Raw genomic sequence first — 26,875 nt, forward strand, 5'->3', positions numbered from 1 at the left:
ATAATTTTAACCTTTTTGCGTTCACACAAATCTCTCAAGATTTTTCCTACATCTTGTTTTAACTGGCGATAAATTGCCTGTCTACGATACTTTGGTGCAAAAACAATATGATATTTGCAACGCCATTTGCTATGTGATAAACTTTTCACGTCGTTCATCGACAAAACCTCCTATACTTTTTCTCCGCGGTTGCCAGACCACGCAGATTGTAGCATAGGAGGTTTTTTACTAAAAGAAATTTTTACTTACCACCAGCATAGCTGGTGGTTTAATATCGCCTATTCGGCTACCAATAATGCGTTATAACAGAGCTGTTTCAGCTCTGTTGAAACGCTGACAAAGGAAGTTTTGCCACTGGCAAAACCAGAACGAATGCGTTATAATAATACAACTAAGTAATGGAGGAGATATAGAAGTATGAAGGAACAGCTCAGAATCGGATGCCATCTTTCGTCATCTGCAGGCTATCTTGCTATGGGCGAGGAAGCCGTTTCAATCGGAGCGGATACCTTTGCCTTTTTCACGCGCAATCCGCGCGGTGGAAAAGCAAAAGAGCTGAACCATAAGGATATAGAGGATTTTCTTGCCTTCGCTAAAAAGCACCGCATAGCGAAGCTGGTCGCCCATGCGCCATACACACTTAATCCCTGCGCAGCAAAGGACACACTTCGTACCTTTGCCCGTGAGACGATGGCAGACGACCTTAAGCGTCTTGAAACAACACCGGGAAATTTTTACAACTTTCATCCGGGGAGTCATGTCGGTCAGGGCGTTCAGACAGGTATTGAGCTTTGTGCAGCCCTTTTGAATTTCGTGTTAAAGCCCAGCCAGCATACAACCGTCCTTATTGAGACCATGTCAGGAAAAGGAACAGAGATTGGACGAACCTTTCAGGAAATAGCTGCTATTCTGGAGCGCGTGGAGCTTCAGGACCATGTAGGTGTATGTCTTGATACCTGCCACATATGGGACGGAGGCTACGATATTGTAGCCCATCTCGACGATGTGATAGCGGAATTCGATGATATCATAGGTCTTGACCGTCTGAAGGCGATTCATCTTAACGACAGCATGAATCCCCGTTCCAGTCACAAGGACAGGCATGCCCGTATCGGCGAGGGAGTTATCGGACTTGACGCGCTGACAGCAGTCATCAATCACCCTGTACTCTGCCGTCTGCCATTCATTCTCGAAACCCCAAATGACAATGACGGCTATGCGAAGGAGATTTCCCTTCTTAGAAAACGTTGGAATCCACAGGATTAATCAAAAAGCAAAAATGGCATCGGCGCCAAAGCCGATGCCATTTATTTTATTCTGTCTGTTCTGCCTGTTCCGCCTGAGCCGCCATCTGTTTCATGGCTTCCTCTGCGCCGAATTTAATTCCGTCACGCATGCCTCTGTCATAGCAGTCATTTGCCGCCTGTGTAAGATACTCTGTAACAGCGTGAAGTGATGCTTCGATTTCCTGGTCAGTCATCTTGTCCGATGCCATCTTGCACAGCATCCTTAATCCTTCCATTGCCTCGTCGCGGGTTTTCATAGTTTCCGGCTTTAACATCATTTCCAAATTGAGTTCCATTCTTTTTCCTCCAAAATTTATTTGTTTATTATTATTTTACATAGTGAATCCTTGATACATCATAGCGGTCTTCCAGCGGACGTCTTTTCTCAGGATATCCGAATGGAATTATAGTAAAAGGAATAAGCTCATCCTTCATTTTAAGCGCATCCCTCACATGCTCCATATTTTCCTTTATCGGACTCACGCCAATCATCACGCCGCCAAGTCCCAGTGCCTCAAGCTCCAGAAGAATATTTTCCGACGCGATTGCCATATCTATGTCCCGGAATTCCGGGGCGATTATTCCATCACGCCTGGACGCGAGAACAAAAGCGGCCTGCGCGTTTTTCACGCACATGCTGTAGGGTGTCGCCTCGGAAAGCTTTTGCAGGCAGTCCTTATTCGTTACTACGAAAAATTCCCAGGGCTGCTGGTTCTTTGCCGATGGTGCCGCCATCGCCGCGCGTAAAAGCCGCTCTATCTGTTCCTCTGACGGCATCTCTTCAGTAAATTTTCTAACGCTGTTTCTCGAAAAAATTGCATCCATCAGATATCCCTGCCTTTCTTATTCTCCGCACTCTATTTTACCAAAGAGCAGATAAAAAAAGAACCCTGCTTTAATGCAGGATTCTTTTCTTCATAAACCTATTCAGCTTCAGATTCTCTGATGCGCAGCTTCAATTTCATCAGTTTCTGCGCAGTAATCTACGTCCTCACCGTTTTTCTCACGGACAACGACTGCCTCCTGATACTCGAAGCATTCTTTCGCAATATCATTGCTGAGCCAGAGCAGGCAGATGAGGTTCGGAATAGCCATGAGACCGTTCATCGTATCGGAGAAGTTCCATACGACCTCAAGTGTCGTCGTAGCGCCGATGAACGTGATGAGACCGAAGATAACACGATAGCTCATAATAACCTTACGGTTCTTGATAAGATATTCAAGTGCTTTTTCACCGTAGTATTCCCAACCAAGAATCGTCGAGAAAGCAAACAGTGAAAGCGCGATGGAAACGATAAGCTTTGCATAATCGCCAAAAACGCTGCTGAAAGCAAGAATCGTAAGCTGTGCACCCGATACCAGTTTGCCGGTCGCGGGGTCTACGGTGCCGAGTACTCCTGTGGATGCAATAACAAGACCTGTGAGCATGCAGACAATCATCGTGTCAAAGAAGGTTCCTGTCATGTTTACATAGCCCTGACGGGATGCATGGTCCGTACGTGCTGCGGCTGCCGCAATCGGAGCAGAGCCAAGGCCTGCCTCGTTGGAGAATACACCACGGGCAACACCCCAGCGCATGGAGGTCAGCATGGAAGCTATAATAGAACCGCCAACGCCGCCTGCAACCGCATCAAAGGAGAATGCCATGCGGAACATTTCAGCAACACCTGCAGGAATAGCAGAGATATTAACAATGATAACGACCATTGCTGCGATGAAGTAAAATACTGCCATCGTAGGAACGATAACACTGGATACCTTGCCAATGCTGTGAATACCACGGACAAGGATTGAAACGGATGCCACCATGATGACAGCGCCTGCCACCCAGGTCGGAATCCCGTAGCTTGACGAAAGTGCCGAAGCAATGGAATTAGCCTGCGTCATATTACCAATGCCGAAAGAGGAAAGAACAACAAAGATTGCAAACAGCGCTGCCATCGTGCTTCCGATGAACTTGTTGCTGATACCGTGCTTCATTGCATACATCGGACCACCGGCCATTTCACCAACGCTGTTCGTCTCGCGGTATTTGACGGCGAGAACAGATTCACCGTATTTAGTGGAAAGACCGAACGCCGCGCTTATCCACATCCACACCAGAGCACCCGGTCCACCGAGTACCATAGCGGTAGATACACCGACGATATTACCTGTTCCCACTGTAGCGGAAAGTGCCGTCATAAGGGACTGGAACGGGGAAATATCTCCCTCATGTTTGTTTTTCTGACGGAAAATCATCTGAACTGCATAACCGAGATTTCTCCATGGAAGGAATTTCAACCGAATTGTTAAAAATATACCGGTTCCAACGAGCAGAGCCAGCATAACCGGTCCCCACACAAAATTGTTAACATCCGCGAGTAGCTTTGATACATCCATTTTAAAGACCCCTTTCACATACTATATAGCCTCTCCCATAACCCGACTGTTTTCGTCAAGCAATCACCTCCCTTAAGGAGACGATGCTTATACCGTTTTCCTTTAGTGCCTGACTTATTTTTTTTGCAAAAACAAGAGCCTTCATGGAATCTCCGTGCAGGCATACGCTGTCTGCCTGTACCTCGATTTCTTTTCCCGTGACAGCTTTCACTGTATGGTTCTTAACCATCGAAATGACACGGGCGATGGCCTCGTCTTCATCTGTAATCATGGCGCCAGGCTTCGAACGCGCTACCAGAGAGCCGTCCTCCTCGTATGCGCGGTCAGCAAATACCTCGCTGGCGCCGCGGAGACCGACATCCTTTGCAGCTGCAAGAAGCTTCGAGCCTGAGCCTCCCATCAGGATGAGCGATGGATCCACTGCCTTAACAGCCTTGCAGATAACCTCGGCCATTGCCTCATCCTTTCCTGCCATGTTGTACATGGCTCCGTGGGGCTTGACATGCTGCAGCTTAATCCCCTCGGCCTCGCAGAAGGTCTTAAGCGCTCCGACCTGGTACATAACCATGGACCGAAGCTCAGCAGGACTTGTCTGAAGCTGCCGCCTTCCAAAGCCCACAAGGTCGGGAAATCCCGGATGTGCTCCTATGGCAACACCTTTATCTTTGCAAAGAGTTACTGTTTTCTCCATAACCAGAGGGTCGCCTGCATGAAATCCGCAGGCAGCGTTTGCCGAGGAAATATATTCGGCGATGTCTCCATCCATACCGCAGGTATAATTTCCAAAGCTTTCGCCCATGTCACAGTTCAAATCAACCTTATCCATTCGCTTCACCTCCTGCCCTTAGTATTTAAGATTAACATTCTTTACATCCGTTATGAGCATGTGTCCCGGCGCGTGTGTAATTACGAATTCGGGCTTTGATTCCATTATGACGTTCTGCGGTGTTACTCCGCAGGGCCAGAACACAGGAACCTCTCCGTCCTTTATGGTAACCATATCGCCGTAATCCGGATGCTGCAAATCATTTATCCCGATTGCCTCAGGTGTGCCGATATGAACAGGCGCTCCGTGTACTCTCGGCATCTGCCCCGTAATAAGCACAGCCTTTGGAACGAGTTCATGAGGAATCGGACGCATGGAAACAACCATATTCCCCTTGAAAATCCCTGCAGGCACGCATGGGATGCTTGTACGATACATAGGAACATTGCAGCCTTCCTCTATCTGACGTACAGGAACATCCGCTGCCAAAAGGTCGCTCTCAAAGGAGAAGCTGCAGCCTATAAGAAAGCTGACGAAATCATCTCTCCAAAGTTCCGAGACATCCGTATATTCTCCTGCGAGTTCGCCTTTTTTATAGACGCGGTATTTCGGAAAATCCTTCGCAATATCCACGTCCTCTGCTATCTGATGAAGCTTTCTGGAACCTGTGTCGCTGACCTCAAGAATAGGACAGGGCTTCGGGTTGCGCTGTGCAAAAAGAAGAAAATCATAAGCATTTTCCCTCGGAATCGTTACGAGGTTTGCCTGTGCATACCCTCTGCACATTCCTGAGGTCTGTGATGTGATTTCTCCTTTTCGTATGAGTCTGCGCACCTCCGCAGGTGTCATTGCTCCATAATCCATGTGATATACCCTCTTTTCTTCCAGCCGGATTCATCCAAAGATACTTTTCAAACCCTGCAGCAGCCTCTCGGTAAAGGATGGCGGTCTGTGGAGTGTCTGAGCCTCCTCAGCCGTAATCTTCTCAAATCTCACCTTATCTCCGGGACGAGCCTGAGCAAGCTTTGGAAGGTCAAGTGAAAGCACTGTTGCAATCTTTGCATATCCTCCGGTGGTCTGATGGTCAGCCATCAGTACTATTGGATTTCCGGCTGCCGTTACCTGAATCGAACCAAACACGATACCGTCAGAAACAATATCCGTGCCCGATTTGCTTTCAATCGTCAGCCCTGCCAGACGAAGACCCATGCGGTCGCTGTCCGGAGTTATTTCATAATCTGAGTTCAAAAAATCATGCCAGCCTTTTTCTGTAAAGGCATCATCCTGAGGACCCGGGATAACACGAACCTTTATGTTAGAGGTATATGTAACAGGCTCAAGCTCTTTCCCTTCCGCCAGAAGCTTTGAGAATGTCTTCTCATCAGGCTCGATAACTTCAAGGATATCATCCTTCTTTAACGGGCGTCCCTCAAGACCTCCGATATGACACTTCATATCTGTGGAACGGCTGCCCATTACCTCGGGCACCTGAATGCCTCCGTAAAAAGCAAGATACCCTCTGCAGCCGCTCATGGCTGCTCCTATCTTAAGCACCTGTCCGGGGCAAGCTCCGACTCTCTTGTAGCGGGGTACAGGAATGTCATCAAGAGTTGCCTTCATGTCAGCTCCCGTCAGCGCAAAAATCATACGGGACTGAAACTCCAGCGATACACCCAGCATCGTCATTTCAAGAACAGCAGCTCCGCCTCCGGCAAGCTCTACTGCTGCTTCATAGGCATCTGTGTCCATGACTCCGCAGGGCCGTATTCCGCTGCTCTGATATCCGAAGCGGCCTCTGTCCTGAATTGTCGTAAGTCCACCGGGTGACAATATACGAATGCTCATGCCCACGCCTCCGGATGCTCACGAATCTCATCGTACTCGTCTTCCCCGATAGGTACGAAACGGATGTAATCTCCTGCCTTGCACAGAATCGGTTCCTCACGGTTCGGGTTGTAAAATTCGATAGGCGTCGAGCCTATAATTCTCCACCCTCCGGGAGAAGCAATCGGATATACACCTGTCTGATTGCCACCGATAGCCACCGAGCCGGCAGGGATAGAAAGCCGCGGCGTCTTGAGACGCGGTGCGGCAATCCTTTCATCCAGTCCGCCAAGGTAGGCAAAGCCCGGAAGGAATCCCAGCATGTAGACACGGTAATCTGTTCCTGAGTGAATTTTTACAATCTCCTCACGGGACAGCCCAGTTACCTTCTCCATATCAATAAGGTCTTCCCCATATTTCCCTCCGTAGCAGCAGGGAATGCGAAGTATCCTCTTTTCCTTTTTCTCCTCAGCCGATGAAGTCAAATCAAGCTTTTCAATACCCTCACGCAAAGCCCTCATTGAAGTGCGCTTCGGGTCAAACAAAATCAGGAGGGATCTGAAGGTCGGAATCATCTCCTCAACACCTTCAAACTGATGCTTCCGAATCTTCCCTGCCAAAGCATTAACCGCGTCGTTTACAGCTTCGTCGATATATTCTCCGAAATCCACAACAAGCGCCCGGTCTCCCTCCGGCATGATTCTCATTTCCATTACTTCCGCCCCCGATTCATTCCCTTGAAAGTCTGCATCTCTCAGGACTCAGCTTTCTCAGAAACAGGTTTATTGGTGGCTTCAAGGAATTCATCAACAACAGCCTTGCGAATCTTTTCATAAAGCTCAGGAGCCTTGCCTCCAACCGGTTTTCCATCTACATGGTCAACACGCAGGCAGAAGTTCGAGGAGCTGGTTACGAGAATCTCGTCTGCTTCCATGAGATCCTTCAGATAATACGGTGTCTCGCTTACCGCGATGCCGAGCTCCTTGCATTTGCGGATGAGGTGTGCTCTTGCAATACCCGGAAGAATCATGTTATCCGTCGGTGCAGTGAAGAGCTTGCCGTCCTTCAGAATGTGGCAGTTGCTGTGTGCACACTCTGTAACGCGTCCGCCATGACGATAGAAGATTGTCTCCTTGCAGCCTGCTCTCTTTGCATGCTCTGCAGCAAGAACAGACGGCAGAAGGTTCAGAGTCTTGACATGGCAGTATAGGAAACGTTTATCTTCTTCCGTAATTACCTGAATCGGCTCAGTACCGTCAGAAACAGTTGCCGGGACAAGCATAACCCAGAGGTTGCCCGGGCCTTCCGTGAAAGCGTGGTTGCGGATACCCGTGCCGCGCGTTACCTGATAATACACGAACAAATCTCCCGTATCCACCATAAGAACCAGCTTCTGGAGAAGCTCCTTCAGCTCATCCTTAGTGACCGGCATAACAATATCCATCAGAGCAGCGCTGTTAAAGAAACGGTCAACATGCTCATCAAGAGCGAAGATATTGTAATTGCGGCTCGGGCCTGCATCATACACACCATCACCAAACCAATGAACACGGTCGTTCATTGGGATTGTCATGCTCTCAAGTTCACCGATTTTTCCGTTGTAGTATCCAAGGTTTTTCATTATATAATGCCTCCAGGTTTGTTTTGAATTTTGAATTTTGTTTGTCAGCAGGAAATTCTCTGACGTACCTCCGCATGAAGAGCGTCCACAATTTCCTTTTCAATATCCTCACTGAAACCGTCAACATGCGGTACTCTCTCATGTGTCACACCGTCTACGCTTCCAATCTCTACTGTCTGTGCGAGATAGGAATTGATATCATCATAGGGCATAAGAAGCGAAAGCCCGCTGAGGATAGAAAGATATGCTGTGATGCCGTATGCGCCCCAGTTGGAAACGCTGGCAATAACAAGGCGGTCAACCGTAACACGGCAGGGAACAAGGCTCAGCTCGCGCTGGATAACATCAGCCATACAGCCCATTCCGATTTCATTTCCTCCGTCGCCGACACCAACAGTTCGTATGGAATATTCCGGAGCAAGCTCGAACAAAATATCAGTCGGAGCATTATGCTCTTTAATGGATTTGCCGCGCATATTCTCGTAATCATCACGCGTGTTGATACCGCAACGCTCTACCGAAATCATTCCTACAGGGCGATAGCGCGTAATAATATTCCTGAACTCGTCCTTGGTCGTATTTACATCTACCGGAACCACCGCGATGTTTCTGATCGTGAACAGTACCGTGTATGCGCTGTCAGTGACAATAACCGGCTCCCAGCCAAGCTTCTTCAGTGCCTTCGCAAGAACGACCGTACCAACAGGACCATCAGTCTCCGGATAACCTGCAACGTAGAACCCTGTTGTCAAAAAGATAACTCCGGGCTCCCAGGACAAAATTTCCCGTGCAGCCAGCTCACAGTAGGATTCCTCCATATGATCCTTCAGCTTCAGCATCCCACGCTTCGAATGACGCAAGATGATGTCTTCAATGCTTTCCATGAATCTCCCTCCCGAATTTTATCCGCATCCATATTGTGTTATAATAAATTTAAGTATTATAGCATAGCAGTGTCATTAATCTCCCGCTAAACTTAATAAAATTAAGTTTTAATGGTAGACCATGTCTCATTAAACTGTTAGGAAGGGATATAAATGAAAAGCGACCAGCCTGATCATATTGACTACAGAATCATAGAAATACTGCAGCAGGATGCGAGAACCCCATTAAAGGAGATAGCCCGTCAGGTCTTTCTTTCCTCCCCCGCCGTATCAGCGCGCATACAGCGGCTCATCGACGCACAGTACATAACCGGCTTTCACGCTATCGTAGATAACAAGAAATTCGGCTTCCACATCAAGGCCTTCATAAATCTTGAGGTCCATCAGATGGATAAGGACACCTTCTACCCGTTCATCCGCAGTCAGAACTGTGTTATCGGATGCAACTTCGTTACAGGTGATTACTCCATGCTGCTCGAAGCGGTCTTTCCCAGTACGGAAAAGCTGGATGCTTTCCTCAACGAGCTGCAGAAGTTCGGTAAAACCAAGACGCAGATTGTATTTTCAACAGTCATCGAGCATCGTGGTCCGACCATAAGTGAGATACCGCCAAAATAAAAGCAGGCAGCGCCAGTAAACACAAGGCGTCTCTGCCTCTTTATGTTTCGCATTATATACCCCTGTTGTATAAATAACAACGAAAATATAAGTATTCTGTTATACTTAACTTTTTTCCCTTCTAAACTTCATTATCATTTATATTTTTACTCATTAACTTAATTTTATTAATCGTTATACTGTATACAAAGCTTTTGTTCACACTATAAAGACAGGATTCCTCTTGAGAAAATCCTGTCTTTATATTTTGTATACAATTCATTTGTAAAATCTGCCCCCAAATATAAACTTGATTTTCCATATCAAAGGAATGAAAAAACACTCACTGAATCCCTCTTTTTTTACGTTAGAATACCGATTTGCCATCTGCCTCGGAATATTTTGACATTTCCCTTATACTATGGTAAATTCAAACAATGGACGGTATTCCGGATGTGGGAACTGTACTGCATTTCTTTGAATAAATTCCCTTTGGGCTCAGAACAGCACATCACCCGAGTGAGGTGATGTTATGAAGATTGGTTTTATTGGAGCCGGGAAAGTTGGCTTTTCGTTAGGAAAATATTTCTGTGAGCATGGTTTGGAGGTTACAGGCTACTACAGCCGTAATTTTCAATCGGCAAAAGAAGCAGCAGCATTTACGAGCTCAGCCGCTTACGAAAATCGAAGCGAGCTTGTTGCGAATAGTGATGTGTTGTTCCTGACTGTTACCGATTGTGCGATTGCCGATACTTACGCGGCAGTCTGCGAGGAAGATATTCGAGGAAAAATAATTTGTCATTGCAGTGGAGCACTGACCGCAGAGTCAGTATTCAGCGATATAGAGCGGCATGGTGCCGCAGGTTTTTCCGTACATCCGTTGATTGCAGTAAGCAGCCGTTACGACTCTTACAGGCAGCTGGCGGATGTTTTTTTTACGCTCGAAGGCACCGAGTCAAAGCGTGAAGAATTTCGGGAATGGCTGAAGACTGCCGGTCTCAATGTGCAGTGTATTCCTGCTGATGCCAAGGTAAAATACCACTGCGCCGCCGCTATTGCCAGCAATCAAGTGATTGCTCTCTTTGCACAAAGTCAGCATCTCCTGACGGAATGCGGTTTCTCTCAGGATACAGCCCGTCAGGCACTTGTACCATTGTTTTTGGGCAATGCAAGACAGACTGCTGAAAGCGGCCCCGCTAATGCTCTAACAGGTCCCGTTGAAAGAGGAGATAAAGGAACTATTGAGAAGCATCTCAAGGTCCTTGACTGCAGTGAAGACAAGCTGCTTTATCTCCTTCTGTCAAAAAAGCTTTTAAAAACTGCAAAGGAAAAGCATCCATCCAGGGATTATTCGTCCATAGAAAACTTTATCAATGCGGAGACAGAAAAAATTTGAACTGCTCCGACAGAAAGGATGAACTTAATGAAGAACACAGTCGCAACATTTGCCAAGATGAAGGAAAACGGAGAAAAAATTTCAATGCTTACCTGCTATGATTACTCAACGGCTAAGCTTGAGGAAGCAGCAGGCATCAACGCGATTCTGGTTGGAGATTCACTTGGAAATGTCATGCTGGGACTTCCTGACACACTCTCCGTAACCATGGAGGACATGATTACATTCGGCCGTGCCGTATCCCGCGGCTGCCACGATACAATGGTGGTTATTGATATGCCGTTCATGTCCTATCAGGTTTCCATTGAGCAGGCAGTCATGAATGCAGGCAGACTGATGAAGGAAGGCAGAGGGAATGCCGTTAAGCTTGAAGGCGGTGCTTCCGTATGTCCGCAGATTAAAGCAATTACCTCCGCGGGCATCCCTGTTATGGCTCACCTCGGCATGACACCGCAGTCCGTAAATGCTCTCGGCGGCAACCGCGTCCAGGGCAAGAGCGAAGCCGCTGCAAAGCAGATGATTGAGGATGCTCTCGCAGTACAGGAAGCGGGCGCGTTTTCCGTTGTGCTTGAATGTGTCCCCGCAAAGCTTGCTGAGCTGATTACGAAAAAGCTCACCATCCCGACCATAGGCATCGGCGGCGGCGCAGGCTGCGACGGTCAGATTCTCGTTTATCAGGATATGCTGGGACTCTTCAGCGACTACACACCAAAATTCGTTAAGCACTTTGCTGAGCTTGGAAGCCAGATGCAGGCAGCCTTCAAAAAATATGATGAAGAGGTCAAGGCAAGCACCTTCCCTGATGAAGCCCACAGCTTCAAAATCGACGATGAAGTCCTTGAGCGGCTTTACTGATTACTACATATAGATATAAAAAGACAGGATTCCATTTTCTGGAATCCTGTTTTTTTATTTCGTTATTCAATCAGTAAAGCTTTGCGCCTGCCGGGATGTGGTCATCCACCATCAGGAGGTGCAACTTTTCTTCGCCTTCTTCCTTATGAACAGCGGAGAGAAGCATACCGCAGGAGTCAATGCCCATCATAGCTCTCGGTGGCAGATTAACGATAGCAATCAGAGTTTTTCCGATAAGCTCTTCAGGCTCATAGAAGGCATGAATACCGGAAAGAATTGTTCTGTCTGTGCCCGTTCCGTCATCAAGCGTAAACTGCAGAAGCTTCTTGGATTTCTTGACAGCCTCGCATGCCTTTACCTTAACAGCACGGAAATCAGATTTCGAGAAGGTCTCAAAGTCAACCATGTCCGCAAAGAGCGGCTCAATCTCAACCTTGGAGAAGTCAATCGGCTCAGGTGCTTTTTCAGCAGCAGGAGCTGCAGCACGTGCCGCACTCTGTGCGCTCTTATCCGAAGCCAGCGGTTTCATCGTCGGGAAGAGAAGAACATCGCGGATTGATGAGCTGTCTGTAAGAAGCATTACAAGACGGTCAATGCCGATGCCGACACCGCCTGTAGGCGGAAGTCCGTATTCAAGAGCTGTTACGAAATCCTCATCCATTACATGAGCTTCATCGTCGCCTGCTTCACGCTGCTTCATCTGGTCGACGAAGCGCTGACGCTGGTCAATCGGGTCGTTGAGCTCCGTAAAGCCGTTTGCCAGCTCACGTCCGTAGATGAAGAACTCAAAACGGTCTGTAACCATCGGATTTTCCGGATTGCGTTTCGCAAGCGGAGAAATTTCCGTCGGATGCTGTGTGATAAATGTAGGCTGAATGAGCTTCTCCTCAACTGTTGCCTCAAATGCTTCGTTGAGGATTCCGCCAATGCCGTGGCGTTCTTCGTATTTTACGCCGATTTCATCAGCCATAGCGCGGGCCTCTTCAACTGTTTTGCAGCTTAAGAAATCCTTGCCCGTTGCTTCCTTGACTGCGTCGTTCATGCTGATACGGCGGACATTCGCAAGGTCAATTTCCGTACCTTCATAGGTGATTTTCGTCGTACCGAGGACATTTTTTGCTGCATCAACGACGATACCCTCGGTGAGATCCATCATTTCCTCGTAATCAGCGTATGCCTGATAGAACTCAATGGATGTAAATTCCGGATTATGACGGACATCCATACCCTCGTTGCGGAATACGCGGCCGATTTCGTAAACGCGCTCAAGTCCTCCGACAACAAGGCGTTTCAGAGAAAGCTCGGTTGCAATACGCAGATACAGGTCAATATCCAGAGTATTGTGATGTGTAATAAACGGACGGGCCGCTGCACCGCCTGCAATCGTGGAAAGAACAGGCGTCTCAACCTCGAGATAGCCGCGTTCATCGAGATAACGGCGGACTTCCTGAATAATGCGCGTACGTTTGCGGAATGTATCACGAACCTCAGGATTTACGATAAGGTCGAGATAGCGCTGACGATAGCGGAGGTCAACATCCTTAAGTCCATGGAATTTCTCCGGCAATGGACGAAGGGATTTGGAAAGCAGGTCAAAGCTTTCGACGCGAATTGTGATTTCACCGCGCTGGGATTTGAATACACGTCCTTCAATACCGATAATGTCTCCGATATCAAGAAGCTTGTACTGGGCATATTTTTCTTCACCGAGTACATCAATCTTGAAGTAGAGCTGGATTTTACCTTCTACGTCAAGAAGCTCGGCAAAGCTTGCCTTGCCGTGACCGCGTTTTGCAGTAAGGCGGCCTGCCAGCTTCACAATCGGACCGTCCTCCTCACCCTCAAGCTCATCAAACTTTACCCGGATATCCTCCGTGTGGTGAGTGACTTCATATCGGTGGCCAAAGGGTACAACTCCCATTTCTTCAAATGTCTTTATCTTATCGCGGCGGAGCTGCATCATCTCATTGAGGTCCTGCTCCCCCTGCGGCTGATTCTTGTTTTCGTTATTTGCCACTTGTCTTACCCCTTATTTCTTGATCTTCATAATCTTGTATTCGAGGACTCCTGCCGGCGCATGAACTGCAACAGTCTCACCGACCTTGTGTCCAAGAATTGCTGCACCGACCGGGGATTCATTGGAGATTTTGCCGTTTGCCGGATCTGCCTCGGCAGAACCAACAAGTGCATACTCCAGGTCTTCCTCAAACTCAAGGTCGCGTACTATAACATGACAGCCGATAGAAACAACGCTTTTCTTTTTCTTGTCCTCAGGAATGAGTTCGACGTTGCGAAGTTTTACTGTGAGCTCCTGAATACGGCCTTCAATAAATGCCTGCTCATTCTTCGCGTCATCATACTCCGAGTTCTCCGAAAGGTCTCCGAGAGCGATAGCTTCTTTGAGGCGCTCTGCTACTTCTTTGCGTCGGACTGTTTTAAGGTTTTCGAGTTCGTCCTCAAGATTTTTGAGGCCGTCTTTTGTCAACATGATCTTCTGGTCTGCCATGGGTCATACTCTCCTTTATTGCTTTGCTGCTATGTCTCAAAAGAAACATGATTTTGCACTGAATCCCCTGAAAACAGGGCAAACCGAAACGAGTGTCAGAGGATTTCCCTGACACCCGCATTCGCTTTAATACTAATATATTATAGATATTTTCTATTTTCTTGTCAACGCAGGTCAGGACGCGACGCAATGAGCATTTCTTTCTGCGTGTGCGTGAGCTGTTTTATCTCGTACTCCCTTGACATAGCTTCTTCCTTCGTCGCATGTGTCTCAAAGTAAACAAGCTCCACAGGAAGCCTTGGCTTTGTGTACTTGGCTCCCTTGCCTGCATTATGAACCGCAAGGCGCTTCTCTATGTCGTTCGTCCAGCCAGTATAGAGCGTACCGTCAGCACACCGCAGGATATAGGTATAGGCTGTCACTTTTCTTCCGGAGTGACGATAGTAACCGTCTCCATGACGACCTTTTCAAGCGGACGGTCAGCGAAGTCACATTTTGTGGAACCAATCTTATGAACTACGTCCATTCCCTTGATGACCTTTCCGAATACAGCATGATGACCATCAAGCCACGGTGTCGGAGCAAGTGTAATGAAGAACTGGGAGCCGCCTGTGTTCGGACCCGCGTTTGCCATGGAGAGAACACCCTCGCTGTCATGGCGGAGGTCCTTATGAAACTCGTCCTTTATCTTGTAGCCCGGGCCGCCCATTCCTGTGCCTGTCGGGTCGCCGCCCTGAATCATGAAGTTATCAATGACGCGATGGAAAATGAGGCCGTCGTAAAAGCCCTTTTCTGCAAGGTCGATGAAGTTTTTTGTTGTCTGAGGTGCTTTATCCTCAGCCAGCTCGATTTCAAATGTTCCCATGTTTGTCTTGAATACTGCAATACGATTTACCACTTTTCTTTCTCCTCCTGTTTGTGCTGCGACGCAGACCACACCTATGCACATCATGACTGCCATCGCAATAAGTAACATTTTTTTCATTCAGTGAATCCTCCTCCCGGTATCAATAACCGTCTCTCTCCTGACTCAACAGGCGACCAAACAGGTATTTCTTTTCCGGGCAAAAAGAAATCATCAGAAGGCTTCCATCTCGGATAGCCTACGCTGTGCATCGTAACCAGTGCCTTTGTTTCGGTCCGCGCACAGAATTCTTTCGCTCCGTAGGGCTGTGCCGCGCCAAGACGTCCGTCGACAGGAAAAAACGCAACATCGGCTTCAAGCCCCTCAAGGCGTTTCATCTGTTTTTTGAATCCGTTGCGGGCGAAGCCGTTATTTTCCTCCGTATCGCCTTCCCAATGCCACCAGTTAAAATCTCCTGCATGAAAAATACGCCAACCGTTTTTTTCAACAAGAAATGACGTTCCTGCATCCGTTGAATCATAGGATGTCACGCAGATACCATTATCCTCATAGCTGTCATATGTGTCAAGCCATATTGTCTTGCTTTCCGGCATTTGCTTTGCAGCCGGAAGAAGACGGATATCACTTGAAAGGAAAAAATACTTTGCGTTTCCTTCATAACGGCGTATTGCCGGATTAAAATGGTCAAAATGCGCATGGGATGCGAAAATGTATAATTCACTCAGCTCAGGGAGCGCCGCGTCGACGGCTCCTGTCGGGTCCTGATAATCATCAAACACAATGCCGACATCACCGAGGCGCACAAAAAATCCGCTGTTCAAAAGATAGGTGATTTCAAGCTTGTCCATCGCCTTCTCCCTTCTCATTCTTTTTCTGCGTCAACAGGTATTATTTTGAACTGTTCAACATCCACCAGTCCCCTGTCAGTAAGCTTCAGGGCAGGGATTACAGGAAGACTCATAAATGCCAGCGTCATAAGAGGGTCATAGTCCTTCCGGACTCCAAGACTGCGCGCGGTCTGTACCAGCTCCGCCGCCTGGTATGATACAGTCTCCGCATCTCCGTCAGCCATAAGACCTGCTATAGGCAGAGGAAGCGAGCCAAGCACTTTCCCGTTTTCGACAATTGCAACTCCGCCGTGAATCCTTTCGATTTCATGAGCTGCTGCCAGCATGTCGTCATCGTTTGCACCGATAACAATAAGATTATGTGAGTCGTGACCGACCGTCGATGCAATGGCGCCTCTCATCAGTCCGAAGCCCTGCAGAAGAGCGCAGGCCGATTTCCCCGTCGCGTGATGACGCTCAAACACAGCAAGCTTCAATATATCCCGCTCAGGCTCCTGCATGGCAAAGCCGTCCTTTACAGTCACATCAATGACGCGTTTTTCCGTAACAAGCTGATGCGGAATAAGTCCGATAACATTTGCCCTTGTCCCTGAAAGGGGAATTTCAAGATTTTTCTTTGATATCTCAGCCAGATGCACCGAGTCAAGAATAACAGGCGGAACACGCTTTGGCATGTTTACTCTGAGCTTACCGTTCTCAGCCACAAGAACGCCGCTTTCAAACACCGCTGAAGGTACGAAATGCACCAAATCCTCATAGAGTGCAAAGTCCGCACGGTAACGGGGCGCAATCATTCCGCAGTCACGAAGTCCAAAGTGACGGGCAGGCGAAAGCGTTGCCATTATGATTGCCTGATGTACGGGGATACCGTCTGCGACGGCACTCCGTACTATGGAGTTGATATGACCGCGTGAAATGAGGTCAGCCGGGTGACGATCGTCGGTAACGAACATGCAGTGTGATACAGTGCGGTCATTTATGACGCCGTGAATCGCTTCAAAGTTTGTTGCGGCCGTCCCCTCCCGTATTTCAACATCAATACCTGCAGCAAGACGTATAACAGCCTCCTCAGACGAAACGCATTCGTGGTCGGAGCATACACCTGCCGCAGCATACGCCATAAGGTCTTTTCCGAGAATTCCCGGAGCGTGCCCTTCGATAAGGAGGTTTTCACGCATAGTGAGTTTCTTATATACCTCATCATCACCCTCAAGAACCCCAGGTACATTCATAAATTCGGCAAGGCCAAGTACACCAGGCTCATCAAGAAGTTCCGAAAGATCCTCCGCTGTCAGAACAGCACCGCTGTCCTCAAGCGGCGTAGCAGGCACGCAGGACGGCAGGGTAAAATATATTGAAAGAGGAAGGTGCTTCGCCGCCTCCATCATATAACGTATTCCCTCGATTCCTGCTACATTTGCTATTTCATGGGGATCCGTAACCACCGAGGTAGTTCCCAGAGGCACAACCGTACGGGCGAACTCTGCAGGACTCAGCATAGAGCTTTCGATATGAACATGTCCATCTATAAATCCCGGAAGCGCATACTGACCTGCAGCGTAAACATAATCCCTTCCTTCATACTTTCCGATGCCTGCGATATGTCCCTGGTCTATTGCAATATCCGCGTCCACAAAATCACCCAGAAGAGAGCGGAACACCTTGGCGTTTTTTATGACAAGCTCCGCCGGCTCAACGCCCCTCGCAACTCTGACAAAACGCTTCAAATCCTTAATCATTTTCTTCCCCCAGCTTTTTTCTTTCTTCTTTCATACGCTCCTGCCTCTCCCTCAGCATTTCCTCAAGCCGAATACCCGGGAGCGTGAAGCCGCGCCCCATAACCTCACTGGCGTCCATAACAATCATCAGTGACTGCGGGTCTATTGCGTTTGCTATATCCTTTATACGGGCAATCTGCGTCAGACTCACCACAACGAACAGCACCTGTTTCTTCTTATGCAGAAATGCACCCTCACCATCAAGGAAGGTTACTCCTCGTCCCACCTCACTCAGTATTCCCTCCGCGATTACGCGTGTTCGGTCAGAAATCAGAATTACAACCTTTCTATGGTTAAAGCCTGCCACTACCTTATCCGTGAGCGTACCGCTCATAAACATCGAAATAAGCGTGTACATGGCAGGAACTACACCGAACATCACAGCAGAGGCTGCCATTATGACGCAGTTAAATGCAAAAATGACACCGCCCATATTAAGCGAATAATATTTTTTAATAATCGCGGCTACTATATCAAGTCCTCCTGAACTTCCGTTCATACGGAATATGATACCGTAACCTATACCGTTAAACACACCGCCGAAAACAGCCGCCAGCATGGTATCATGCACAGGAGCGTAATCATTCAAAAAATGTGTTGCATCAAGACATACCGAAAACATTACAGTGCCAAAAATGACATCAACAATATATTCACGCCCCAATGTCTTGAATGCAGCAAAAAGGAGCGGCAGGTTATAGACAAGCACCTGCGCGCCGACGGGAAGTCCGCCCGTCATAAAATAAACTATGATACCGATACCCGTGAGTCCACCCGACAAAAGATGGTTCGGCATCAAGAAAAGATTTATTGAACTGCTCGATATCAGACATCCGAGAACAATACCGAGCGCACGCAGCAGATGCCTGCCGTTCATTACTTACGCGCTCCCTTCTTCCAACGCTCATCAGGATTATTTTCTTCCGCACGGTTCCGCGCTTCAATAGCGGTTACATCAATGCCCTGATTACGCATTTCGATAGCATCGAGGTCACGGCTTTCCCAATCCTCTTCCTCTTCCGCTTCATCAATTGTCAGCGGCAGACTCGTTATCCTCCAGGACTGCATCGTGTAAACTCCTGCAAGAATTTCCAGCATAAGTTTTTCCTTGGGATTCTTTTCGTTATGGTAAATATACCATGTCTGTCCCTCAATCAGAGTACGTTCACATTTGCCGTAGGTATGCTCGATTTTATACGGAGTTGCGCCGTAGCGCACTCCATCACGGCCTACATAATCCTCATCCTTGATGACGATATCGCAAACCGTATTATCCTTCATACGGATACCTACCTTAATGTTTTTCCTGAACTGATAGTAGCGTACATGTACTCCATACACACTTATTTCATTGTCAAAAAGCGGAGCTCCGAAGGCTTTGGTCATCTGCTCCTCCGTCACCGTCTCACCGAGCAGAATACCACGGCTTCCGAAATCCTCCGGAAGAAGACCTGCCTGTTTTTCTTTTGCCATTGCCGGCACCGCAAAAAGCATCATGCAGAGCATGAGCATAAAAATTCGTTTCATTAAAGACCACTCCTTATTCTCATCTGTAAAATTATACCACATATTTTTATACTGCTGTAATTTGAAAAAAGAGTGACTGTACAAAACTTTTTCCGCACAAAAAACCGCCTGCATCGTAAAATGCAGGCGGCTTCACCGTCATAATATTACTTGCTGAGGCTCTTGAGCGGAGACTCGTTGAAATCATAATCCACCGTCATATTGACGCCCTTCAGAATGTTGACTTCCTTTATCGTATAATCGTTCATGCCGAGTGTCAGCAGGCTGAAAGCATCCCAGTTAGGCAGATAATGCTTGAGCTTCTCCTCTGCCTTTTTCTGAGACAACGGCTTTTCCCAGTTATTGAGCTGTCCCGGAGCAATAATCAAAAGATAGTATGAACCCTGCGGAATATCCTCAAAGGAATACGTTCCATCCTCAGCGGATTTCGTTATGAAAATAGGATATCCCTCCGGTGCAACACCGTCATGATACCATGCATCAATATCCTTATGCGGAATCGACTTCATGTCAATGTCCATTGCAATAAGCTGCAGTGTCGCCAGTCTTGCAGTACGGCCCTTGGAGCTTCCACCGATACCCCATGCCACTCCTGTTATACTGCGGTCAGGTGAGTTCACTGCAACTCCGTTTCTCCCTGCCGGAGCCAGATGTATTGTACCCGAAAGCGTAGTTGAAGCCGAAGCACTCGCCATCATCATCATAGAAAGAGCAAACGCAGCCACTGTTTTTTTGAAATTCATCTTTCTTCATCCCCTCAAATATATTCTCCTTCAACTTGCCTGCTTCAAGTATTTCGACATTGCTTTGAAAAATCCTGCTTTGCTCAAAGAAAATTAAACAAAAAAAGACATCTGAACGCATATTTTTAAAACGAACAGATGTCTTTAAGTTTCAGCAGTACTGATGGTCGAAATGTATATCGACCTCGACTCCCGGATGTGAGGTCTCAAGCTGCTGCTCAATCACTTTGCGGATTTCTTGATCCGAGAGATATGTTTTATGCGGAACAACAACGTCAAAGAGAAGACGGCGGCGTCCCTCTGTGAGCGTAACCATCCGGAAGTCATGCATGGTAAGTCCTGTCTCCACCGCCTGCAGAACATTCGTCAGGAAAAGACGGAATGCGTTCGTCTCAGGATCATCCACAACAATCGGGTCCATATGCACAGTGACATTCAGATTATATTTCTCTGCGATGCGCTGCTCCAAATCGTCAATAATTTCGTGCGCTTCCATAATGTTCATGGTGTGAGGAACCTCTGCATGAAGCGAAGCAAAAACACGCCCCGGTCCGTAGTTATGAACTATGAGGTCATGAACTCCGACGATAGATTTTGTTGCGAGCGTCATGCATTTTATTCCCGTGGTAAGCTCAGGATCAGGGGCCTCTCCCAAAAGCGGCTGAATAGTTCCGTTGGCAGCCTCCCATCCGCTGTAAAGAACAAAGAGCGATACCAGCGCGCCTGCGATACCGTCAATGTTTACTCCTGCCAGCTCATACACAAGAACGCTTGCGAGAACGACTGCCGTGGTAAGGCAGTCAGAACGGCTGTCCACTCCTGCCGCGTGAATCGTTGCGGAATTAAGTCGGCGTCCCGCCCTGAAATAAAATTCCGATAGCACAAGCTTGCCGACAATGGAAAGAACAAGCACTCCCGCAGTCACCGCATCTACCGCTATTGCCTCCGGCGAAATAATTTTCTCAACGGAGGATTTGAGAAGCTCAAAGCCAACAATTATTATCACAACTGCCAGGAAAAGACCGCTGAGATATTCCACCCGGCCATGGCCGAAGGGATGCTCAGGATCCGCAGGGCTTGCAGCCATACGGAATCCGAACAGCATTGCAACGCCCGAGCCGGCATCCGACAGGTTATTGAGACCATCGGCAATAACCGAAATAGATCCGCTTACGAAACCAATAATCAGCTTTGCGGTGCACAGCATAAGATTTGCTATAATACCGATAACGCTTACGCGCATTCCCATTTTTTCTCTTGTTCCCGAATCATTCATGTTCTCCAGTCCGGGGAGAAGCTTTTCTACAATAGCATCCATAAATAGTTCTCCTTATTCTGATAATGAAAGTCAATGACAGTCTACGACAAAAAGCACAAATGCCTCCCCTGCTGTCGCAGGGAAGGCATCCTTTTATAAATTTAATTAATTTTACAATCTGTTCATTGTTTTGTCAAGCTTCTTTCAGAAAAGCCTTATAACCCTTCATTACCTCGTAAAGGTCAATCTTGCTGGTAACCTCCCAGGGAGCATGCATAGAGACGACAGCAACGCCGCTGTCAATTACCTGCATCCCGTAGAGGGACATGATGTAGGCGATGGTTCCGCCGCCACCAAGGTCAACCTTTCCGAGCTCCGCCGTCTGGAAGCGGACATTATGCTTGTCCATGATTCCGCGAAGCTCTCCGAGATACTCCGCGTTTGCGTCGTTGGAGCCTGACTTGCCACGGGAGCCGGTGTATTTATTGAACACCATGCCGCCGCCAAGATAAGCCACATTCTTTTTATCAAATGCACTTGCGTAGAGCGGATCATATCCGGAGCTTACATCGGAGGAAAGCATTTTGGAGTTTGCAAGACAGCGGCGCATAGTAAGATCGCTGTACTGTCCTATTCCGTTCATGACCTCGGCAAGCGCGTTTTCAAAGAAACGGGACTGCATGCCTGTAGCTCCCACGCTTCCGATTTCTTCTTTATCCACGAGAAGGCAGACTGCTGTCTTTTCCACGTCCTTCATTTCGAGCATGGCATAAAGGGAAGTGTATGCGCAGACACGGTCATCCTGTCCATATCCAAGGATAAGGCTCTTGTCAAAGCCAAGCTCCCTTGCTCGGCCTGCAGGAACCATAGTCAGCTCCGCTGATACGAAATCATCCTCCTCGATATCGTATTTTTCTTTAAGTATTGAAAGAACTCCTGCCTTTACAGCGTCCTTTTCCTCTCCCTCAAGAGGCAGCGAACCAACGAGTATATCAAGGTTTTCGCCCTCGATTACCTTATCAGCCTTTTTGGTCATCTGCTCCTGAGCGAGATGAATCAAAAGGTCCGTAACACAGAAGGCAGGCTCATTTTCTTTTTCACCGACGACAATCTCTAACTTTGTACCATCCTTTTTGACGACAACGCCGTGAATGGCAAGCGGCAGAGCAACCCACTGATATTTTTTGATGCCGCCATAATAATGTGTGTTAAAGTAAGCAAGCCCGGAATCCTCGTACAAAGGATTCTGTTTTAAGTCGAGGCGGCATGTATCCACATGGGCTCCGAGAATCGAGAGTCCCTGGTCGAGAGGTGCTTGTCCAAGGTTGAAAAGAGCAATTGTCTTTCCCATACCTGCGACGTAAACCTTGTCTCCTGCATGGAGCTTTTTACCACCCTTGGTTGCAGCTCTGAGTTCTTTGTAACCGGCCTTCTCCGCAAGACGGATTGTCTCGGCTACGCTTTCACGCTCAGTCTTGCAGTTCGACAGAAAATCAATATATCCGCTGCTGAGCTTTTCAAGCTCCTTCTTTTCCTTGTCCAAGTAAGAAAGCCATACAGATTTTTTCTCTTTCTTTTCTTTTTTTGCTTCTTTTTCTTTGCTCATCGCAATCCCTCTTTCTGTTCTTCTCCACGAGAAATCATATCATGAACAATACGGGAAAAATCCTCCCGCGTTTCGGCCCTGTTAAATGCCTCACGAAGGAAAGCTCCACCCTTCAATCCCTTTGTATACCAGGTGGCGTGCTTTCGCATCTCACGGGAGCCTATATAGTCTCCCTTCCATTCTACCAGCATATCAAGATGGCGCATTATGAGCGCGCCGCGCTCTTCCAAGGTTGGAGGCGGCGGCACAGTCCCGGTGGTCAAAAACTCATGAAATGTCCTGAATATCCATGGATTTCCCTGTGCAGCCCGTCCTATCATAACCCCGTCACATTTCGTCTGACGGAATATACGCGCCAGATCGTCCGTTGTACGGACATCCCCGTTTGCGATGACAGGAATGGACACAGCTTCTTTGACCTTTGCAATCATATCCCAGTCCGAGTGTCCCTTGTAATACTGCTCCCGTGTCCTTCCATGAACAGCAATGGCATCAACACCTGCCGCCTCTGCACGTTTTGCCATTTCCACAGCGTTGATATGGTTTTCATCAAAGCCGATACGCATTTTTACAGTAACCGGCATCTTTACAGCTTTTCGCATTTCTGTGAGAATTGCCTGTGCCCTCTCAGGATCAAGGAGCAGTGCCGAGCCTGCACGGTTCTTTACGATTTTTGGGGCAGGGCAGCCCATATTAAAATCAATGACATCGGCACAGCCCAGTTCCTCGACATAAGCCGCAGCCTTTGCCACCGGACCAGGCTCAGCTCCGAAAAGCTGCATGGCAAGAGGACGCTCTTCAGGAACTGTTTTCAGCATATTGCAGGTATTTTCGTTTCTGAAATTGATTCCGAGGACACTTACCATCTCGGAATATACCATAGCACAGCCCATCTCACGGGCCAGCACGCAGTACGGAGTATCCGTAACGCCTGCCATCGGTGCCAAAAATACCGGCACCGGAAAATCAAGATTTCCTATTTTCATTCTTTCTTAGGCTCCGGAAGATTGCGCTCATAAAGTACGCGAAGTCCTGTAAGTGTGAGGAAATTATCCACCTTGTCAATGGTTTTCGACTCACGGGAAATCATGCGGGCAAGACCGCCTGTTGCGACTACGCGCATCTCCATTTTCATCTCCGCCTTTATACGGCGCACAATCTCATCTATCTGACCAACAAATCCAAAAATTACACCCGACTGCATCGCAGATATTGTGTTGCGGCAGACAACTGTCTTAGGGGTAACAAGAGCTACACGGGGAAGCTGGGCTGCTCTCTGGAAAAGAGCCTCCGAGGAAATACCTATTCCCGGAGCAATTACGCCGCCGAGGTAATCACCGTTTTCAGCAACAACATCAAAGGTTGTAGCAGTACCGATATCCACTACGATAAGAGGTCCGCCGTACTGGTCATAAGCTCCTACGGAGTTTACGATACGGTCTGCACCGATTTCTCTTGGATTCTCGTATTTCAGACGGATTCCGGTCTTGATGCCGGGGCCTACCACCAGCGGATGAATGCGGAAGTAGCGTTCACACATTTTTACAAGGGGCACAACAAGAGGCGGCACAACCGAAGAAATTATAATTGCCTCGATGTCTGACATACGGATGCCCTGAAAGCGGAACAAATTATTTATGAGCATTCCGTATTCATCGCCGGTCTTCTGACGGTCCGTTGAAATGCGCCAATGGCGTACGAGCTTCTTTCCTTCATATGTACCGAGCACTATATTACTGTTGCCGATATCAAATACTAAAAGCATAATTTTCCTCCATTCCTGCGTAAGCAGGGATTTTTACAATATTTGAAGTACAGGTTCACTTATTTCTTGGGCGGATGGATACATCTCCTGCCAGCACACGGGTTCTTCCCTTAGGCGTATCTACCAGAAGCGCTCCGTCCTCATCTATGTCAGCCGCGACACCGGCGTATGTTTCCTTGACTCCGATTACATTTATTTCCTGCCCGAGTGTCACGGAATATTTCCGCCACTCATCAAGCACCTTTGAAAAACCGTGCTCCAGTACCTCGCAGTACAGCTCATCCATTGCGTTGAGAATCTCCGCAAAGAGGGGCACACGTGCAAGACGCTCCCCCTTGATGGACTGCAGTGAAATTCCGATATCCCGAAGCTCCTCCGGAAAATCCTCCGGAAGTATGTTTACATTAAGCCCTGTTCCGATGATAACGTAATGAATCCTCTCCATTTCCGCGTTCATCTCAGTCAGGGTTCCGTCCAGCTTTTTACCGTTGTAGAGAATATCATTAGGCCATTTAATACCCACATCGACACCGAATTTTCTTATTGCACGCGTGAGAGCAACTGCTGTCATCAGCGTACATTTCGGCGCTTCCTGAGGAAGAAATGTGGGACGCAGAAGCATTGAGAACCATATTCCCTTGTACTTTGGAGAGAACCAGCCGCGGGAAAGTCTTCCCTTCCCTCCTGTCTGCTCCTCCGCCACAATTACAGTCCCGTCAGGAGCTCCCTGAAGAGCCAGCTTTTTTGCTTCGTCATTTGACGAGCTTACCTTATCAAAATGCACAATCTTTTTACCGATTATCTTCGTATGCAGGAGCGGCTTTATTTCCTCCGACAGAAGAAGATCCGGGGATTCCTTCAGCGAATAACCGCTGTGGGAATGACTCACTATATCATACCCGTCTTCCTTCAGCGCCTGGATATGCTTCCAAACCGCCGTTCTTGACACGCCAAGCCCCTGCGCGATTTCCTCGCCGGATATGTATGAATCACCTGCTTTCCTCAAAAGCTCAAGGATTTTTCCCTTCATAAGGCATCTCCTCCTGCAAATATGTTCGTTTAAAAAGGTTAACGGTTAACCTAACTCCTATATAATAGAACAAAGACCGCCCAGAATCAAGAAAAAGGGGCTGTAAAAAAAGAAATGCCTTCTCCTTTAGGAGAAGGTGCCGAGTTTACACGGTCTCCCTCCCCCTGAAGGTGAAGACATTAAAGCCGTTTTATTTGATTGTTACAAGCTCATACTGTCTTGTTCCAAGACCGATTTTTTCTCCGTGAATAAGGGTTTCTTCCCAGTTAACATGCGGATTGTTATCCAGGAATACATCATGATGATGTTCTCCCGCTGCCGCCAGATTATCTCCCAGCTGGCTGTTTCTTATCGGCGTCGCTTTCTGGCATGCGTCGACGGCAGCCTGATCTACTGCAATCGGGTCAAAGGATGCGAACATTCCAAGATTAGGAAGAATAGGTGCATCATTATCGCCGTGGCAGTCACAGTTCGGCGAAATGTCCATTGCCATATTGATGTGGAACGTCGGACGGTCCTGACAGATTGCCTGTGCGTACTCTGCCATCTTGCGGTCCAGAAGGTCACTTGCATCCCACTGTTCATTGCTGATTGCGTCAAAGGCACAGGCACCTATGCAGCGTCCGCAGCCCTTGCAGATGTCCTCGTGAATGAACGCCTTGTTATTCTCGTACGTGATAGCGTTCGAGCCGCACTCCTTGGCGCAGCGGCGGCAGCCGCGACAGAGCTCTTCATTGACCTTACATTTACCGGAGGAATGCTGCTCCATCTTACCGGCGCGGCTTCCGCCACCCATACCGAGATTCTTGACGCATCCGCCAAAGCCCGTCATTTCATGGCCTTTGAAATGTGCAAGGCTTATGACAATATCCGCGTCCATTATTGCACGTCCGATTTTTGCGGTCTTGCAGTACTCGGCATTCTTCACAGGAACCTCGACCTCGTCCGTGCCGCGGAGACCGTCGGCAATTATAATCTGACAGCCTGTAGTTGTAGGATTGAATCCGTTGTAGTTCGCACAGTCAAGATGCTCCAGCGCATGCTTTCTGCTCCCCGGATAAAGAGTATTGCAGTCTGTGAGGAAAGGTATTCCTCCCTGCTCCTTTACAAGGTCAGCAACCGCCTTGGCATACTGCGGACGAAGATACGCGAGGTTGCCAAGCTCACCGAAATGCATCTTGATAGCAACAAATTTTCCTTCCATGTTGATGTTCTTGATGCCCGCGGCAATACAGAGCCTTTTAAGCTTTTCTGTCTGGGGAGTTCCTACCTTGACACGAAAATCCGTAAAATACACCTTAGCTTTTTCCATTTTTCACAATCCTCCTAACATCTGCG

Annotated in this window: 29 protein-coding genes; 4 read left to right on the forward strand and 25 right to left on the reverse strand. The window is 48.0% G+C overall.

The window, feature by feature from the left end:
* The coding region (locus tag BUA83_RS11945) for a transposase (RefSeq protein WP_200796076.1) at positions 1–158 on the reverse strand (158 nt) is incomplete at its 3' end.
* Between the two features lie 259 nt (positions 159–417).
* Between BUA83_RS11945 and BUA83_RS11950 the strand changes: the two genes are divergently transcribed.
* On the forward strand, positions 418–1,266 hold the full coding sequence (locus BUA83_RS11950) for a deoxyribonuclease IV (protein ID WP_072936514.1): 849 nt from the start codon (positions 418–420) through the stop codon (positions 1,264–1,266).
* Positions 1,267–1,312: 46 nt separating this feature from the next.
* Here BUA83_RS11950 and BUA83_RS11955 read toward each other — a convergent pair whose 3' ends face one another.
* From BUA83_RS11955 to BUA83_RS11995, 9 genes are all read right to left on the reverse strand, one after another.
* Positions 1,313–1,582 (reverse strand): hypothetical protein, encoded by a 270-nt coding sequence (locus BUA83_RS11955; RefSeq protein ID WP_072936515.1) that lies wholly within the window; start codon positions 1,580–1,582, stop codon positions 1,313–1,315.
* A 31-nt stretch (positions 1,583–1,613) separates the two neighbouring features.
* Positions 1,614–2,111: a nitroreductase family protein gene (locus BUA83_RS11960; protein WP_072936516.1), complete on the reverse strand. Its 498-nt coding sequence runs from the start codon at positions 2,109–2,111 to the stop codon at positions 1,614–1,616.
* 108 nt (positions 2,112–2,219) lie between these two features.
* Positions 2,220–3,668, reverse strand: a complete 1,449-nt coding sequence (locus tag BUA83_RS11965) for an alanine/glycine:cation symporter family protein (RefSeq protein ID WP_072936517.1) — start codon at positions 3,666–3,668, stop codon at positions 2,220–2,222.
* A 55-nt stretch (positions 3,669–3,723) separates the two neighbouring features.
* Positions 3,724–4,494, reverse strand: a complete 771-nt coding sequence (locus tag BUA83_RS11970; RefSeq protein ID WP_072936518.1) for a LamB/YcsF family protein — start codon at positions 4,492–4,494, stop codon at positions 3,724–3,726.
* Positions 4,495–4,512: 18 nt separating this feature from the next.
* The gene (locus BUA83_RS11975) at positions 4,513–5,298 is read right to left on the reverse strand and encodes a putative hydro-lyase (RefSeq protein WP_072936519.1); all 786 of its coding nucleotides are present in this window, start codon (positions 5,296–5,298) and stop codon (positions 4,513–4,515) included.
* Between the two features lie 30 nt (positions 5,299–5,328).
* Positions 5,329–6,279 carry a 5-oxoprolinase subunit C family protein gene (locus BUA83_RS11980; RefSeq protein ID WP_072936520.1) on the reverse strand — a complete coding sequence of 317 codons (951 nt, stop codon included), beginning with the start codon at positions 6,277–6,279 and terminating at the stop codon, positions 5,329–5,331.
* Positions 6,276–6,971 carry a 5-oxoprolinase subunit PxpB gene (pxpB, locus tag BUA83_RS11985; RefSeq protein ID WP_200796078.1) on the reverse strand — a complete coding sequence of 232 codons (696 nt, stop codon included), beginning with the start codon at positions 6,969–6,971 and terminating at the stop codon, positions 6,276–6,278. The genes BUA83_RS11980 and pxpB overlap by 4 nt, the downstream gene beginning before the upstream one ends.
* Before the next feature lie 41 nt (positions 6,972–7,012).
* Complete coding sequence (locus BUA83_RS11990; RefSeq protein ID WP_072936521.1) at positions 7,013–7,879, reverse strand: aminotransferase class IV; 867 nt, start codon at positions 7,877–7,879, stop codon at positions 7,013–7,015.
* A 44-nt stretch (positions 7,880–7,923) separates the two neighbouring features.
* On the reverse strand, positions 7,924–8,763 hold the full coding sequence (locus tag BUA83_RS11995) for a DUF4392 domain-containing protein (RefSeq protein ID WP_072936522.1): 840 nt from the start codon (positions 8,761–8,763) through the stop codon (positions 7,924–7,926).
* 153 nt (positions 8,764–8,916) lie between these two features.
* Here BUA83_RS11995 and BUA83_RS12000 point away from each other — a divergent pair, with 153 nt between their 5' ends.
* The 3 genes from BUA83_RS12000 (at position 8,917) to panB (ending at position 11,611) form a co-directional block, all read left to right on the forward strand.
* Entirely contained in the window at positions 8,917–9,381 is a 465-nt protein-coding gene (locus tag BUA83_RS12000) for an Lrp/AsnC family transcriptional regulator (RefSeq protein ID WP_072936523.1), read from the forward strand.
* Between the two features lie 511 nt (positions 9,382–9,892).
* Positions 9,893–10,756: a Rossmann-like and DUF2520 domain-containing protein gene (locus BUA83_RS12010; protein ID WP_072936525.1), complete on the forward strand. Its 864-nt coding sequence runs from the start codon at positions 9,893–9,895 to the stop codon at positions 10,754–10,756.
* A gap of 27 nt (positions 10,757–10,783) precedes the next feature.
* Positions 10,784–11,611, forward strand: coding sequence for a 3-methyl-2-oxobutanoate hydroxymethyltransferase (gene panB / locus BUA83_RS12015; protein ID WP_072936526.1), 828 nt, complete (start codon positions 10,784–10,786; stop codon positions 11,609–11,611).
* A gap of 70 nt (positions 11,612–11,681) precedes the next feature.
* Here panB and lysS read toward each other — a convergent pair whose 3' ends face one another.
* The 15 genes from lysS to BUA83_RS12090 all read right to left on the reverse strand — a co-directional run bounded on the left by lysS (position 11,682) and on the right by BUA83_RS12090 (position 26,849).
* A complete protein-coding gene (lysS, locus tag BUA83_RS12020) occupies positions 11,682–13,574 on the reverse strand; it encodes a lysine--tRNA ligase (protein WP_072936547.1) in 1,893 nt (630 codons plus the stop codon).
* Between the two features lie 66 nt (positions 13,575–13,640).
* Positions 13,641–14,117: a transcription elongation factor GreA gene (gene greA / locus BUA83_RS12025; protein WP_072936527.1), complete on the reverse strand. Its 477-nt coding sequence runs from the start codon at positions 14,115–14,117 to the stop codon at positions 13,641–13,643.
* Between the two features lie 164 nt (positions 14,118–14,281).
* On the reverse strand, positions 14,282–14,539 hold the full coding sequence (locus tag BUA83_RS12030) for a GIY-YIG nuclease family protein (RefSeq protein WP_072936528.1): 258 nt from the start codon (positions 14,537–14,539) through the stop codon (positions 14,282–14,284).
* Positions 14,536–15,102 carry a peptidylprolyl isomerase gene (locus BUA83_RS12035; RefSeq protein WP_094756632.1) on the reverse strand — a complete coding sequence of 189 codons (567 nt, stop codon included), beginning with the start codon at positions 15,100–15,102 and terminating at the stop codon, positions 14,536–14,538. The genes BUA83_RS12030 and BUA83_RS12035 overlap by 4 nt, the downstream gene beginning before the upstream one ends.
* The gene (locus tag BUA83_RS12040) at positions 15,099–15,830 is read right to left on the reverse strand and encodes an MBL fold metallo-hydrolase (RefSeq protein WP_072936529.1); all 732 of its coding nucleotides are present in this window, start codon (positions 15,828–15,830) and stop codon (positions 15,099–15,101) included. Before BUA83_RS12040 ends, BUA83_RS12035 begins: the two co-directional genes overlap by 4 nt.
* 14 nt (positions 15,831–15,844) lie before the next feature.
* Positions 15,845–17,569: an adenine deaminase gene (gene ade, locus BUA83_RS12045; RefSeq protein ID WP_072936530.1), complete on the reverse strand. Its 1,725-nt coding sequence runs from the start codon at positions 17,567–17,569 to the stop codon at positions 15,845–15,847.
* Positions 17,562–18,485 (reverse strand): YitT family protein, encoded by a 924-nt coding sequence (locus BUA83_RS12050; RefSeq protein WP_072936531.1) that lies wholly within the window; start codon positions 18,483–18,485, stop codon positions 17,562–17,564. Before BUA83_RS12050 ends, ade begins: the two co-directional genes overlap by 8 nt.
* On the reverse strand, positions 18,485–19,135 hold the full coding sequence (locus BUA83_RS12055; RefSeq protein WP_072936532.1) for a hypothetical protein: 651 nt from the start codon (positions 19,133–19,135) through the stop codon (positions 18,485–18,487). The genes BUA83_RS12050 and BUA83_RS12055 overlap by 1 nt, the downstream gene beginning before the upstream one ends.
* A gap of 146 nt (positions 19,136–19,281) precedes the next feature.
* Complete coding sequence (locus BUA83_RS12060) at positions 19,282–19,878, reverse strand: hypothetical protein (RefSeq protein ID WP_072936533.1); 597 nt, start codon at positions 19,876–19,878, stop codon at positions 19,282–19,284.
* Between the two features lie 151 nt (positions 19,879–20,029).
* Positions 20,030–21,196 carry a cation diffusion facilitator family transporter gene (locus BUA83_RS12065; RefSeq protein WP_072936534.1) on the reverse strand — a complete coding sequence of 389 codons (1,167 nt, stop codon included), beginning with the start codon at positions 21,194–21,196 and terminating at the stop codon, positions 20,030–20,032.
* Between the two features lie 133 nt (positions 21,197–21,329).
* Positions 21,330–22,742: an aminopeptidase gene (locus tag BUA83_RS12070; RefSeq protein WP_072936535.1), complete on the reverse strand. Its 1,413-nt coding sequence runs from the start codon at positions 22,740–22,742 to the stop codon at positions 21,330–21,332.
* On the reverse strand, positions 22,739–23,728 hold the full coding sequence (dusB, locus tag BUA83_RS12075; protein ID WP_072936536.1) for a tRNA dihydrouridine synthase DusB: 990 nt from the start codon (positions 23,726–23,728) through the stop codon (positions 22,739–22,741). The genes BUA83_RS12070 and dusB overlap by 4 nt, the downstream gene beginning before the upstream one ends.
* Positions 23,725–24,507 carry a type III pantothenate kinase gene (locus tag BUA83_RS12080; protein ID WP_072936537.1) on the reverse strand — a complete coding sequence of 261 codons (783 nt, stop codon included), beginning with the start codon at positions 24,505–24,507 and terminating at the stop codon, positions 23,725–23,727. The genes dusB and BUA83_RS12080 overlap by 4 nt, the downstream gene beginning before the upstream one ends.
* A 55-nt stretch (positions 24,508–24,562) precedes the next feature.
* On the reverse strand, positions 24,563–25,537 hold the full coding sequence (locus BUA83_RS12085; protein WP_072936538.1) for a biotin--[acetyl-CoA-carboxylase] ligase: 975 nt from the start codon (positions 25,535–25,537) through the stop codon (positions 24,563–24,565).
* A 190-nt stretch (positions 25,538–25,727) separates the two neighbouring features.
* Positions 25,728–26,849 carry a DUF362 domain-containing protein gene (locus tag BUA83_RS12090; RefSeq protein WP_072936539.1) on the reverse strand — a complete coding sequence of 374 codons (1,122 nt, stop codon included), beginning with the start codon at positions 26,847–26,849 and terminating at the stop codon, positions 25,728–25,730.
* Positions 26,850–26,875: the final 26 nt, after the last annotated feature.

The organism is Schwartzia succinivorans DSM 10502 (genome assembly GCF_900129225.1).
GTDB lineage: Bacteria > Bacillota > Negativicutes > Selenomonadales > Selenomonadaceae > Schwartzia > Schwartzia succinivorans.